Source organism: Flavobacterium luteolum (assembly GCF_027111275.1).
Taxonomy (GTDB): Bacteria; Bacteroidota; Bacteroidia; order Flavobacteriales; family Flavobacteriaceae; genus Flavobacterium; species Flavobacterium luteolum.
On record NZ_CP114286.1, the window covers coordinates 4,218,942 to 4,233,182 of the forward strand.

The following is a 14,241-nucleotide window of genomic DNA, read 5'->3' on the forward strand; positions in this document are numbered from 1 at the left end:
TGCCTTAAAAATTTGCTTTTATTTCAATTTTAAATCGAGATATAAAAAATATAAAACAAAAAGTTTTGAGTCTTTTAAGAAAACTCAGCACCTTAGAAACTTAGCATCTTAGTACCTTAAAAAAAATGAAAATATTAATTATAAATTCAGGGAGTTCTTCAATTAAATACCAATTAATGGTAATGCCAGAAAACGAAGTAATATGTTCTGGAATGATTGACAGAATTGGTTTAGAAACTTCAAATATTACTTTTAAAACAGCTGTTGCTTCACGAGAAGAAACACTTCCAATTCCCAATCACAAAATAGGTTTGCAGAAAGTGGCTAATATGCTTTTAGACCCTGAAAAAGGAGTAATTAAATCTACTTCAGAGATTGCTGCTGTTGGTCATCGTGTGGTGCATGGTGGAAGCGATTTTAGCGCAACAGTAAAAATTGATGAAAAAGTTAAAGAAAAAATCAAACAGCTTTTTGAATTGGCGCCTTTGCACAATCCAGCCAATTTAGAAGGAATTAATGTGGCAGAAGAAATTTTCAGTTCGGCAGAACAAATTGCTGTTTTTGATACTGCATTTCATCAAACTATGCAAGAAGTAGCATATAAATATGCAATTCCGAATTACCTTTTGAAAGAAAATAAAGTTCGTGTTTATGGTTTTCATGGAACGAGTCATAAATATGTTTCTGAAAAGGCAATTAAATACTTAAAAGATAATTCTAAAATAATTACAATACACTTAGGAAATGGCTGTAGTATGGCCGCAGTTAAAGATGGAAAGTGTATTGATACTTCAATGGGATTTTCTCCTTCAAATGGCTTAATTATGGGAACCCGCGCTGGAGATATTGACCAGTCTGTTGTTTTTTATATGATTAAAAATTTAGGTTATACTCCAGATGAGGTAAATGCTGTTTTATTGAAACAAAGCGGTATGCTTGGCCTTACTGGTTATAGTGATTTGCGTGACATTGAAGCTGAAGCCGAAAAAGGAAATAAAGAATGTCTCTTAGCATTACAGATGAATGCTTATAGAATTAGAAAAACAATAGGAGCTTATGTCGCAGCCCTAAACGGATTAGATGGAATTGTTTTTACTGCAGGAATTGGAGAAAACTCATCGTATATGCGTAATTTGATTTGTACAGACATGGATTATTTCGGAATTGAAATTAATACAGAAAAGAATCAAATTCGTTCTAAAGAATTGCGAGAAATCAATTCAGAGAAGTCTAAAGTAAAAGTTTTGGTAGTTCCGACTGATGAAGAATATGAAATTGCAAATCAGGTATTTCAATTGCTTGAAAATTAGAATATTTACACCACTGTAGTTAAAGGCTTCTTTCTTAAGGAGCCTTTTTTATGCTTTCAGTTTAAGTTTTTTGTCAGTATCTTTGAATTTAAAAAATAATATCTTGAAATCGATACTTTTTAAATCCGTTTTCTTCTTTTTCATCGCTTTACAGCTTCAGGCACAAGAATTACTTCCCTTTGTAGAAAATTATAGCAAATCTGATTATCAGGGAGATAATCAAATCTGGAATGTTGTACAAGGTAATGATAATGCCATGTATTTTGCTAATAATCACTATTTGCTTCGTTACGACGGAGTAAAATGGGAAAAATATACACTTCCGAACAAAACAATTATCCGATCAATTCTGATTGAAGGAGACAAAATATACTCAGGTTCTTATAAAGAATTTGGTTATTGGTATAGAAAAGACGGTACTATGCATTATGTTTCGATTACCAAAAATCTCAGATTATTTGATGAAAAAGATAATGAGGAAATTTGGAAAATTTTCAGGTTTAACGGTTCGCTTTATTTTCAATCGTTTAATGACGTTTTTATTTATAACGGAAAAACTATTAAGAAAATTAAATTCCCTTTTCTTATTTCGTATTGTTTTGGTGTAGATAAAAATTTATACGTTGCTTCTGTTAAAGATGGAATTTACAGAATGAACGGTAAATATATTGCCAATCCAAAAGGATGGGATATTTTAAAAAATACAGTTGTCCATGCTATCGAAAAGGTTCAAAACACAACTTATATTTTTACGCAGAAAAAAGGTGTTTTTATTGTAGAAAAAAATGGACTAAGAAGCTGGGAACATCCAATAAACGAAACTTTAAAAGCAGCAACTATCAATGTCGCTAAATTTGTTAAAAATGATAAGCTGATTATTGGGACTGGAAATCGCGGAATTTTCATTTTAGATTTAAAAAACAACAGCTATAAAAATATCGAGCGCGATAATGTTTTAATGAACAATTCGGTTCTCAGTATAGGATTGGATAAAGAAAATGATTTGTGGGTTGGTTTAGATAATGGTATTGCACATGTTGAGGTTAATTCTCCTATTTCTTTCTTTTACGATAATTCAGGGCTTTTAGGATCTGTATATGCTGTGGCTACAATTAATAAAGGATATTTAATTGCATCCAATCACGGTATTTTTGAATACAGTGCAGGAAAATTTAATATGATGCCGAATACGCAAGGCCAGGGTTGGAATATCTCTCTAATTGACGGAAAATATATTATAGGTCATAATGACGGCACTTTTTCATACGAAAATGGTACTTTGACGAAAATAAATGGTGTCAGCGGTGGCTGGAACATGTCTAAAAGCAGTATTAATAATACTTATTTTCAATCTACATATAGTGGCATTCTGGTTTATGATGATCCTTCAAATATGTCTCATTATAAGATTATCAAGGATCTGGCAAAACCCATAAAGTATGTTGCTCAAAACAAAAAGAATGAAATTTGGGCAGCCGATAATTATCGCGGTTTATATCGTGTTTTGCTAGATGATAATTATAATACATTAAAAGTTGAAAATGTCACACAGCAAAGCAAAATACAAAATGATTTTGGAATAAAGATTTTTGAATTTAGAAAAGAAATCCTTTTTCTAATTAATAACTCTTGGTATACGTACAATTCTATATCTAATAGATTGGAGGAAAATGAACTGTTCAATACAAATTTTAGAAATGTAACAGATGTAGTTTCGATAGATGAAGATCATTTCATGGTTTTGCAAAACGGAATCTTGTATCATATTTATGCACAAGGAAACAAATTTGTCTGGAATATTATTCAGGAGAAATATTATAAAGGAAAATTGATTAATGAGAATCTAAGAATTTTCAAAAAAGACAATTATTATTTGTTTAATCTGGATGACGGATTTATATCTCTTAAACTTGAGTATGAAAATAAACAAAATTCGGGAGTAAAAGTTGAAGCATTTAGTAATGGTGTTTTAGTTCCGAATGATGAAAAAATTAAATTCAATACTGAATTGCAGATTAATGTAATTTCTGGAATTTACGGAGCAAGTAAACCTAATTTATTTTACAAGCTAGATAAGGAAAAAGATTTTGTTCCAATTTCTGACGGATTAATCGTTTTGAATAATTTGGGAAGTGGTTATCATACGGTAGAAATTTTCAAACATGATGGTGCTACTTATGACAAAGTTTCTTTCTATAAATTTAAAGTTGCCGAACCATGGTATTTTTCTTTCTGGATGATTCTGCTATATTTTCTTGTTGTTGGAGCAGTTTTATTTTTCTACTATAAATGGAATAAGCTTCGTTATATGCAAAAACTGAAATTGCAGGCAGAGGAATTAAAACATCAGAGAGAAATTCTTGAAATGGAATTGAAGAAAGAAAACGAACTTAATATCCAAGAATACGAAAAACACATTTTAGAATTAGAATTGCAGGCAAAATCTTCGGAAGTAGCAGGTAAGTCACTATCTATTGCCAAACAAACTGAGATGATAGATAAAATTCAAGGTATTTTGGAAAGTGAAAAAGACTTTAGTAAACTTAAAAATGAAATTAGAAAAGCAATAAAGATTAATGAAGTAAATAAACACGAATGGGAAACATTTGAGACCAATTTGAACCAAATTCATAATGAGTTTATTATTAATCTATCAAAAAAATATCCGCATCTAACTCCAAAGGATATTAAACTATGTGTTTACCTTAAAATGAACCTTTCTTCTAAAGAAATTGCTCCTATGATGAATATCTCTTTTAGAGGTGTAGAATTACACAGATATCGTCTTAGAAAGAAGCTAAACCTTACTCAAGACGAAAACCTATCAAAGTTTTTATTAACTCTGTAAGATTACATTTTATTTTTTACAGAATTTATATTTTTCCATATCATTTTTTATATAATTACGATACATCATTACTACATCATAATGTTATGTTAAACCAATTTTGTTAACATTTATGGTGTTGATAATCATATTAATAAGATAAAATTTTAACACATTGATGTAGCTATGTTGTAGTGGTAATTGATGTACTACAACGTTGTAATTGCTTAATTTGGCTCTACTAACTTAAACGATTACGTACTGTATGAAAAATTTTATTTTTAGCTTTTTAGCGCTCTTGCTGCTGCCTACCTATATGATGGGGCAAGCTCAAGCAATTAAAGGAAAAGTAGTAGACAGTAATGGAATGGGAATTCCAGGAGCAATTATCGCTTCAGCTGATGCTAGAGCAACTGCAGATGCAGATTTCGACGGAAACTTTACAATTAATGCAAAACCTGGAGACATTTTAAAAATCTCTATGTTAGGTTTTGATTCGGTTTCTGTACCGGCAACTGCCGCACCAATGACAATAACCTTAAAAGAAGCAGGTGATACTGCTTTAAAAGAAGTAGTTGTAATTGGATACGGTACAAGAAAGAAAATTGATAATACTTCGGCGGTTAGCTCGATTAAGTCCGAAGAGATTACCAAAATGAAAGTAATGAATGCCTCTCAGGCTATTCAAGGTAAAGCTGCAGGGGTTCAGGTGTCTACTTCAGATGCGCCAGGAAGTACGCCTTCAGTTGTGATCAGGGGAGCTGGTACTGCATTAGGAGGAAGAAATCCTCTTTATGTTGTAGACGGTATGCCTACTGACAATATTAATAACATTAATACTAATGATATTACATCTTATGAAGTTTTAAAAGATGCTTCTTCATTAGCGATTTATGGTACAAGAGGTGCAAATGGTGTAATTATGATTACAACCAAAGCAGGAAAAGGTAAGCTTACTGTTGATGTAGAAAGTTTTGCAGGAATTAGAACTCCACTAAAAACTGTAAAAATGGCAAATGCTGAGGAGTATGTTCGTTACAGTAATGCTGCTTATAGCAATGATTTTCCTCAAGGAAGATTTTCTGCAAATCAGCCATATAACACAAATTGGCTAGATGCGATCACAAGAACAGGATCTTATACTCAAAATAACATTGCAATTTCAGGATCTTCAGACAATGTAAAATACTTTTTTAGTGCTGGAAATTATGAAGAAAAAGGAATTTTGAACGGATCTGATTATGGACGTACAACTTTTAGAAATAACAACGAATTTAAACTTTCTGAGAAAGTTAAAATTAGCCAAAATTTCAGTGTAAGTAGCATTAAAAATACGCCAATGCCTTTGAGCGCTTTTACTAATGCTTACAGACAATCTCCTTTAGTTCCTGTTCGTTATGCTGATGGAAAATATGGAGTTCCATTTATTTCTAATGGAGTTGTGGCAGAAACAGGATCATCATTTAATAATGTTGCAAATCCAGTGGCTCAATTAGATTATACAAATGAGCAGCAGCAATCGGTAACTTTACAAGGGGGATTAAAATTAGATTGGGATATTTTTAAATCTTTGAAATTCACATCACAATTTAATGGGGAATATTATACTTACAAACAATATAATTATGTAGACAATTTAGCACTTTGGCTTTCTGCAGACCCTACTCGTATAGCTTCTGGTTATCCTTCAGATTTGAATAAAAACACTTTAACAAGAGGTAGAGACGAATATTTTAACTGGAACTTGTCTAACTATTTAACGTATAACAAAGTTTTTGCTGAAATTCATGATGTTGAAGTTACTGCAGGTATTGAAGCAAATGTACAAGGAACTAGAGAAAAGTTAACGATTGATAGAAAGAATGTAAATGCAAATTCAAATTATTGGTCTTTAAAAGATGTTAACGTTGCAGGTAATGTTACAGGTTATAAAGATGAAGCACTTAATCAAAGAAGATTAGCATCTTATTTCGCTCGTTTTCAATATAAATTGATGGACAGATATTTGGTTACAGGTACTGTAAGACGTGACGGTTCATCTCAGTTTGCTGAAGACAAACGTTGGGGAACTTTTCCATCAGTTGGTTTAGGGTGGATCATTTCTAAAGAAAGCTTCTTAAGCAATGTAGAACCAATTAATTTATTAAAAATTAGAGGTTCTTGGGGTAGATTAGGAAATCAAAATGTGCCTCTTAATACACAATTATTAACTTCTGGACTAGATTATTCTGGTTTAGGTTCTGGTACTACAATTAATTCTCAGGTAGATCCTAATTTATCTTGGGAGATTGTTGAAGAACTTTCAGGAGGTTTTGATTTTGAATTGCTTAATAGCAGATTAAAAGGGTCATTTGATTTGTATGATAAAAACACAAACAATACAATTTTGAATGTTAAGCCTTATTCAACTTCTGGAATTACGCTAGCTACGCCAGCGCATGTTGGAGAAGTGTCAAATAAAGGATACGAGATCTCTTTACGTTGGGATGATAAAATAAACGATAATTTAAGTTATTGGATTGGAGGGAATTTTTCTCATAATAAAAATGAACTTACAAGCCTTAAAAATGTTCAGTTAAATCCAATTATTGGAGGAAGTTTAGGAAACGGTCAAAATACCAAAATTCTAGATAACACTTCTGTAGGTCAGCCATTGGGTAGTTTCTTTATGTATGAATATGCAGGAGTTGACCCAACAAATGGCCAAATGTTATACTACAAAGCAGATGGTTCTAAAGTTGCTCAATCAGGTTTAGATGAACTTAAAGATAAAAAATACGTTGGTTCTCTTTTACCGACTTCTAACTATGGTGTTACTTTAGGAGTAAATTACAAAAACATTGATTTTTCTGTTGACGGTTACGGAACTGGCGGAGCAAAAGTATACAATGGAAAAAAAGCACAAAGATTTGGAGGAGAAAATGTAGAAGCTTCTATGGCTAATGGCTTTTGGACGCCTACAAACACTACATCTTCAATTCCAGCACCTTCTAATTTAGTTCCTTATGCTTCAACATATTATTTAGAATCTGCGGACTTTTTTAGAATCAATAATATTACGTTAGGATACAAACTTCCACTTAAAGAAGATCAGTTTTTAAGCTATTGCCGTCTTTATGTAAACGCAATGAATCCATTTATCACACAAAAATTCTCTGGGTTCTCACCAGATGTTGTGTCTGATGGTAAGTTAGTTGAAGGCACTCAAGGGGTTGAATTAGATGCTTATCCATCATTGAGATCATTTGTTGTTGGTGTTAATTTAAAATTTTAAAATTATGAAAAGAATATATATATCAATGTTTGTGCTTTCTGGATTATTATTATCTGGTTGTTCAAATGATTTTTTAGATGTAGAGCCAAGTGAGGCTATTCCTGCTGATCCAGCTTTGGTCAATAGTGATGAAGGAGCTAAAAGTTTTGTAACAGCAATCTACAATCAGTTTTTAGGTTGGGAAATGTCTTCTTTTGGATGGAATGCGGTTTCAAGTATAATCTCAGATGATGCTGATAAAGGATCAGATCCTGGAGATACAGGGGGAGATAAAGATATTGTAGACGCATTGACATATAATGCTTCAACTCCATCATTTGAATCTACTTGGAATGCAAATTATGCTGGAATTAATAGATGTAATCAAGCATTAGCAATGTTTCCTAAATTAGATCAGGCATCACCAGATTTGAAAGCAAGATTAGTTGGGGAAACAAAATTCATGAGAGCTTTTATGTATTTTACTTTAGTTAAAGGATACGGAGGAGTTCCTATTGTAGATCATTTAGCTACAGTTCCAATTTCTGAGGAAGATAGAAAAATGCAATTGACACGTAAATCAGTAGCAGAAGTTTATGCTTTTATAGAACAAGATTTAAATGATGCTATTGAAGCTTTGCCTTTAAAATCTGCCTACACTGGAGCAGATGTTGTTAGGGCTTCTAAAGGAGCGGCGTATGCTTTATTAGCAAAAGTAAACCTATATCAAAAAAATTGGCAAAAAGTAATTGACAATTGTGATAAAGTAACAGGTTACTCTTTAGTTACCGATTATGCATTACAATTTAAAAAAGAAGGAGAATTTGGTCCAGAATCTATTTTTGAAATTAATGGAGTAGGTTCTACTTCTAGCCCTGGATTTGGAATTGGAAATTATACTGTTTCTCAAGCGCCTCGTGGTGCTGGAGGTTGGGGTTGGGGATTCAATACACCAACTAAAGGTTTAGCAGATGCTTATGAAGCTGGAGACGTTAGAAAAGATGCTACAATTATTTTTAGAGGTTCAGTTTTATATGACGGAAGAATAGTGGCATCAACTGTAGCTAATCCAAGATACAATTATAAGGCATATTCATCATCTTTCTATAATCAAGAATTTACAGACACTAATCTTAGATATTTAAGATATGCTGAAGTAATTTTAATGAAAGCTGAGGCATTAAATGAATTAGGAGAAACATCAGCAGCTATTCCTTTGGTAAATCAGATTCGTAAAAGAGCTGGTTTAGGAGATACTCCTTATACTTCACAGGCAGATATTAGAAAAGCAATTTATAAAGAAAGAAGATTAGAATTTGCTTTTGAGCACGACAGATGGTTTGATATTGTTAGAACTGGGCAAGCAGAAGCGGCTATGGCTGCAGATGGAAAAACTTTTATTGTTGGAAAACATGAGTTATGGCCTATACCAACTTCATTCTTGAGAGAAGCAAATGGGCTTTCTGAACAAAACCCTGGTGGTTATTAATCAAAATCTTAAAAATCACTTCCTTCAGATTTCCTGAGGGAAGTGATTATTTACCAAAAAATCTTAAATTTTTATAATGGTTAGAATTTCAGTTTTATTTTTAGCTTTTGCTTTTTTTAGTTGTGGATCAAAGGAAGATAAGTCAAAAGAAAATGTACAGGAAAATACTTCTGGCGTTACTGCATTAACAGATGAGCAGCTTTTAGATGCTGTTCAAAAACAAACATTTAAATATTTCTGGGATTATGCAGAACCAAATTCTGGATTAGCTAGAGAGCGTTATCATCCTGACGGAGTTTATCCTGAAAATGACTCAAATATCGTAACTACAGGTGGTTCAGGTTTCGGATTAATGGCTCTTGTTTCAGGAATGTCTCAAGGATATATTACTAAAGAACAAGGTGTAGAACGTCTTAACAAAATTGCAGATTTTTTAGGCAAAGCTGATCGTTTTCACGGAGCATGGCCACATTGGATGGACGGAAATACAGGAAAAGTAAAGCCTTTTGGAACCAAGGATAATGGTGGAGATTTAGTTGAAACCTCATTTTTGGTTGCAGGAATGATTACGGTTCGTGAATATCTTAAAGATGGTTCTGAAAAAGAAAAAGCAGTAGCTCAAAAATTCGATGCACTATGGAAAGGTGTTGATTGGCAATGGTACACCAACAATAAAAATGTGTTGTACTGGCACTGGTCACCAAACTACGCTTGGCAGATGAATTTTCCTTTGCGAGGATATAACGAATGCCTTATTACGTACGTAATGGCAGCGTCTTCGCAAACACATACAATCGATGCGAAAGCATATCACGAAGGTTGGGCGAGAAGCGGCGGTATAGTTTCTTCAAAAACAAAATATAATATTCCACTTATTTTAAAGCACAATGGTGCAGAAGAATTTGGTGGTCCATTATTTTGGGCTCATTATTCTTATGTAGGTTTAGATCCAAACCATTTAACAGATAAATATGCTAATTATTGGGATTTAAATGTAAATCAGACTAAAATCAATTATGAGTATTGTGTTCAAAATCCAAATAAAAATGCAGGTTATGGTCCAGAATATTGGGGTCTAACAGCTTCTTATTCAAGAAATCCTGACGGTTCTATTGGATACAATGCACACATGCCAAGCAACGATCAAGGTGTGATTTCTCCAACAGCAGCAATCAGCTCAATTGTTTACACGCCAAAAGAATCTATGGCCGTAATTAGAAATTTATACGAAAATCATAAAGAAGAAACTTGGGGAGATGCAGGTTTTTATGATGCTTTGAGTTTAGGAAATAAGTGGGTTGCAAAACGTTATTTAGCAATAGATCAAGGTCCTGAAGTTGTAATGATCGAAAATTATAGAACAGGATTGATATGGAAATTGTTTATGAACGCGCCAGAAGTAAAACAAGGTTTAACAAAACTTGGATTTAAATCTGGAAAATACAGACTTCAATAATTGACATGAAATACAAATTAGCTTTTTTATCTTTTTTGCTTTCACTTTTAGGCTTTAGCCAGAGTGAGGTAACTGGAAAAATTAATACCGTCATAATGGCAAAGTATGAACTTGGCTATGTTTTGCATAAACCGGCAAATACAAAAGAGAAAAAGCCTTTGATAGTTTTTATTTCTGGAGATGGAGAAAAAGGAACTGATCTTGAGAAAGTAAAAATTAATGGACCTTTAAAATATTTAAAGACTCATCAATTAGATGCTTACGTTCTTGCTCCACAATGTAAAGAAGATGAAAACTGGGATATAGAATCAATTTACCAGCTCATTCTAAAAATTCAGAAAGAGAATAAAATTGATTCAGAAAGAATATATGTTACTGGTTTGAGCTCAGGAGGTTGGGCTTCTTGGAATTTGGCTTTTGCACATCCAGATCTATTTGCCGCAAATGTACCTGTCGCTGGCTTTGTAGATTTGATTCAGTTAGAAAAAGCATGTGAAATTGCCAATATTCCAACCAGGATTTTTCATGGATTACTCGATGATGTGGTAAATGTGAATTATGCAATCACGATTTACAAAGAATTAAAAAAATGTAATGCTAAAGATGTGAAGCTGACCATTTTTGATGATGCAGGTCATGACAGCTGGACAAAAGTATATGATAATCAAGAAATCTATGACTGGATGTTGCAGCAAAGAAAAACGAATACAAACAAATAAATAGAATAGAATGAAAAACAAATTAGTCTTACTTTTTTTAGGATGCGCTGTTTTGGGTTATGCTCAAAAAAAGCCAGCTAAAAATACAGTGAAAATTAAACCAAAGTCTGAATTTGTGGCGGAATTAATGTCAAAAATGACTTTAGACGAGAAATTGGGTCAGTTAAACTTGCCAACATCTGGTGATATTACCACTGGGCAGGCAAACAGCTCAAATGTGGCAAAAAATATTGCTGAAGGAAAAGTGGGCGGTTTGTTCAACATTAAATCAGTTCAAAAAATTAAAGAAGTACAGAAAATTGCGGTTGAAAAAAGCCGTTTAAAAATTCCGTTGCTTTTTGGTATGGATGTTATTCACGGTTACGAAACAACATTCCCAATTCCGTTAGGATTATCTTGTACTTGGGATATGGGTTTAATTGAAAGAAGTGCTCAAATCGCTGCAAAAGAAGCAAGTGCAGACGGTATCAACTGGACATTCTCTCCAATGGTAGACATTTCTCGTGATCCAAGATGGGGAAGAGTTTCTGAAGGTTCAGGAGAAGATCCATATTTAGGAAGCCAAATTGCAAAAGCAATGGTTAATGGTTACCAACAGCACGATCTTACTAAAAATAACTCAATCTTAGCTTGTGTTAAACACTTTGCATTATATGGTGCTCCAGAAGGAGGACGTGATTACAACACAGTTGATATGAGCCACATCAGAATGTTTAATGATTATTTTCCTCCTTACAAAGCTGCAGTTGATGCAGGTGTAGGTTCGGTTATGGCTTCTTTCAACGAAGTTGACGGAATTCCAGCAACTGGAAACAAATGGTTAATGACAGATGTTTTAAGAAAACAATGGGGTTTCAAAGGTTTTGTAGTAACAGATTTTACGGGAATTCCTGAAATGATTCCTCACGGAATGGGCGATTTACAGCAAGTTTCAGCTTTAGCATTAAACGCTGGAGTTGAAATGGATATGGTTGGAGAAGGTTTCTTAGGAACTTTGAAAAAATCTTTAGATGAAGGAAAAGTAAAAATCGAAACAATCGATAACGCTGTAAAACTTATTTTAGAAGCAAAATATGATTTAGGATTATTCCAAGATCCATATAAATATTGTGACGAGAAGAGAGCAAAAACTGAAATCTTTACAACAGATAGCAGAAAAGAAGCACGTGATATTGCAGCTCAATCTTTAGTTTTATTAAAAAACCAAAATCAGTTGTTGCCTCTTAAAAAATCTGGAACAATTGGTTTAATCGGACCATTGGCAGATGCTAAAGAAAACATGCCAGGAACTTGGAGTGTGGCTACAAAAATGGAAAATGCTGTTTCATTATTGAGAGGTATCAAAGAAGTAGCTGGAACAGGAACTAAAGTTTTATACGCAAAAGGAAGCAATTTAGATTACGATGAAACTTTTGAAACTAATGCGACAATGTTCGGTAAAACGTTACACCGTGATGCTCGTACAAAAGAAGAATTATTAGCAGAAGCTTTAAAAGTAGCTGAGCAGTCAGATGTAATTGTGGCAGCTTTAGGAGAATCTGCAGAGATGAGCGGTGAATCTAGCAGCCGTACAAACTTAGAAATTCCACAAGCGCAAAAAGATTTATTAAACGCTTTATTAAAAACTGGAAAACCAGTTGTTTTAGTTTTATTTGACGGACGTCCGTTAGTAATTACAGACGAAGAAAAAACAGTTCCTGCAATTTTGAATGTTTGGTTCGCAGGTACAGAAGCTGGTTGCGCTATTGCTGATGTTTTATTTGGAGATGTTAATCCTTCAGGAAAATTAACTTCAACTTTCCCAAGAAGCGTTGGACAATTGCCAATTTACTACGCGCACAAAAATACAGGAAGACCACTTTCTAACACAGAAGGGAAATTCGAGAAATTTAGATCAAATTATATTGACGAAAGAAACGAGCCATTATTCCCATTCGGATTTGGTTTAAGCTATACCAATTTTGATTATTCAAACTTGAAAATTTCTTCCGATAAGATGGATTCAAACGGAAAATTGAAAGTAACTGTTGATGTAACAAACACTGGAAATTTTGACGGAAAAGAAACAGTTCAATTGTACATTAGAGATTTAGTTGGTTCAGTAACAAGACCAGTTAGAGAATTGAAGGGTTTCCAAAAAATAGCACTTAAAAAAGGTGAAAAACAGACAGTGAGTTTTGATATTACTGTTGAAGATTTAAAGTTTTATAACTCTGATTTACAATTCGTAGCAGAGCCAGGGCAGTTTGATATTTTCGTTGGAGGAAATTCAAACGCCGATAAGAAAGTTAGTTTTGAGTTAACTAAATAGTTGGTTTATTTGATTAGTGAAAAGCCCTTCGTTTGGAGGGCTTTTTTTCTAAAAGGAATAACCTTTTTTGTGATTTTTTAACTACGATTATTATGAATAAATTAAAAATATTTAGTTCAGCATGCCTTATTGCTTTTTCATTTTGTAATGCACAAAAGAATGCCATTGTAGCGCATCGAGGTGCATGGAAAAAAAACAATCTACCTGAAAATTCTATTGCATCTTTAAGACATGCAATCGATTTAAAATTGCCAGGTTCAGAATTTGATGTTTGGAGAACGGCAGACGATTCACTTGTAATCAATCACGATGCACATTATAACAAACTGCTTATTGAAGAAACGAATTATGCAGATTTGATAAAATTTAAACTTTCAAACGGAGAAAAGCTTCCAACACTTCATGAGTACATTTCAGAAGGAATGAGAAATAACAAGCACACACTTTTGGTTTGCGAAATCAAGCCTTCAGAAATCAGTAAAGAAAGAGGACAAAAAACGGGTGTAGCAGCAGTCGAAACCATTAAAAAATTAAAAGCCGATAAAAATACCTGCTACATCAGTTTTGATTATGATATTCTAAAGAAAATTAGAGAAATAGATTCTAAGACGTCTTTACAATATTTAGAAGGAAATAAATCTCCAAAAGAAGTCAAAGCAGATAAAATCAATGGTGTAGATTATCATTATTCAGTCTTTCAAAAGCATCCAGAATGGATTCAGGAAGCTAAAGACAATAAGATTATTCTAAATGCTTGGACTGTCAATGACGCAAAAGATATGGATTGGATTATAGCTCATAAATTCAATTACATCACCACAAATGAACCTGAACTTTTAAAGGAAAGAAAAGAGGTTAAAAACTAATCTTCTAAAA

The 14,241-nt window shown here is 33.1% G+C and carries 8 protein-coding genes; all 8 read left to right on the forward strand.

The window, feature by feature from the left end:
- The first annotated feature begins 125 nt into the window (after nucleotides 1-125).
- The 8 genes from OZP10_RS18155 (at nucleotide 126) to OZP10_RS18190 (ending at nucleotide 14,231) form a co-directional block, all read left to right on the forward strand.
- Nucleotides 126-1,310, forward strand: coding sequence for an acetate/propionate family kinase (locus OZP10_RS18155; protein ID WP_281632125.1), 1,185 nt, complete (start codon nucleotides 126-128; stop codon nucleotides 1,308-1,310).
- A 103-nt stretch (nucleotides 1,311-1,413) separates the two neighbouring features.
- Complete coding sequence (locus OZP10_RS18160; RefSeq protein ID WP_281632126.1) at nucleotides 1,414-4,158, forward strand: helix-turn-helix and ligand-binding sensor domain-containing protein; 2,745 nt, start codon at nucleotides 1,414-1,416, stop codon at nucleotides 4,156-4,158.
- Nucleotides 4,159-4,402: 244 nt separating this feature from the next.
- Nucleotides 4,403-7,411 (forward strand): SusC/RagA family TonB-linked outer membrane protein, encoded by a 3,009-nt coding sequence (locus tag OZP10_RS18165; RefSeq protein ID WP_281632127.1) that lies wholly within the window; start codon nucleotides 4,403-4,405, stop codon nucleotides 7,409-7,411.
- A 4-nt stretch (nucleotides 7,412-7,415) separates the two neighbouring features.
- The gene (locus OZP10_RS18170; protein ID WP_281632128.1) at nucleotides 7,416-8,879 is read left to right on the forward strand and encodes a RagB/SusD family nutrient uptake outer membrane protein; all 1,464 of its coding nucleotides are present in this window, start codon (nucleotides 7,416-7,418) and stop codon (nucleotides 8,877-8,879) included.
- Nucleotides 8,880-8,955: 76 nt separating this feature from the next.
- A complete protein-coding gene (locus OZP10_RS18175; RefSeq protein WP_281632129.1) occupies nucleotides 8,956-10,335 on the forward strand; it encodes a glucoamylase family protein in 1,380 nt (459 codons plus the stop codon).
- Nucleotides 10,336-10,340: 5 nt separating this feature from the next.
- Nucleotides 10,341-11,054, forward strand: coding sequence for a carboxylesterase family protein (locus OZP10_RS18180; protein ID WP_281632130.1), 714 nt, complete (start codon nucleotides 10,341-10,343; stop codon nucleotides 11,052-11,054).
- Between the two features lie 10 nt (nucleotides 11,055-11,064).
- Entirely contained in the window at nucleotides 11,065-13,365 is a 2,301-nt protein-coding gene (gene bglX, locus OZP10_RS18185; RefSeq protein WP_281632131.1) for a beta-glucosidase BglX, read from the forward strand.
- A 92-nt stretch (nucleotides 13,366-13,457) separates the two neighbouring features.
- On the forward strand, nucleotides 13,458-14,231 hold the full coding sequence (locus tag OZP10_RS18190; RefSeq protein WP_281632132.1) for a glycerophosphodiester phosphodiesterase family protein: 774 nt from the start codon (nucleotides 13,458-13,460) through the stop codon (nucleotides 14,229-14,231).
- The last annotated feature ends 10 nt before the right edge of the window (nucleotides 14,232-14,241 follow it).

Bases quoted from the DNA above. Each gene is read 5' to 3' on its own strand.
- OZP10_RS18180 (WP_281632130.1), top strand. From the start codon at position 10,341: ATGAAATACAAATTAGCTTTTTTATCTTTTTTGCTTTCACTTTTAGGC.
- OZP10_RS18155 (WP_281632125.1), top strand. From the start codon at position 126: ATGAAAATATTAATTATAAATTCAGGGAGTTCTTCAATTAAATACCAA.
- OZP10_RS18165 (WP_281632127.1), top strand. From the start codon at position 4,403: ATGAAAAATTTTATTTTTAGCTTTTTAGCGCTCTTGCTGCTGCCTACC.
- OZP10_RS18190 (WP_281632132.1), top strand. From the start codon at position 13,458: ATGAATAAATTAAAAATATTTAGTTCAGCATGCCTTATTGCTTTTTCA.
- OZP10_RS18170 (WP_281632128.1), top strand. From the start codon at position 7,416: ATGAAAAGAATATATATATCAATGTTTGTGCTTTCTGGATTATTATTA.
- bglX (WP_281632131.1), top strand. From the start codon at position 11,065: ATGAAAAACAAATTAGTCTTACTTTTTTTAGGATGCGCTGTTTTGGGT.
- OZP10_RS18175 (WP_281632129.1), top strand. From the start codon at position 8,956: ATGGTTAGAATTTCAGTTTTATTTTTAGCTTTTGCTTTTTTTAGTTGT.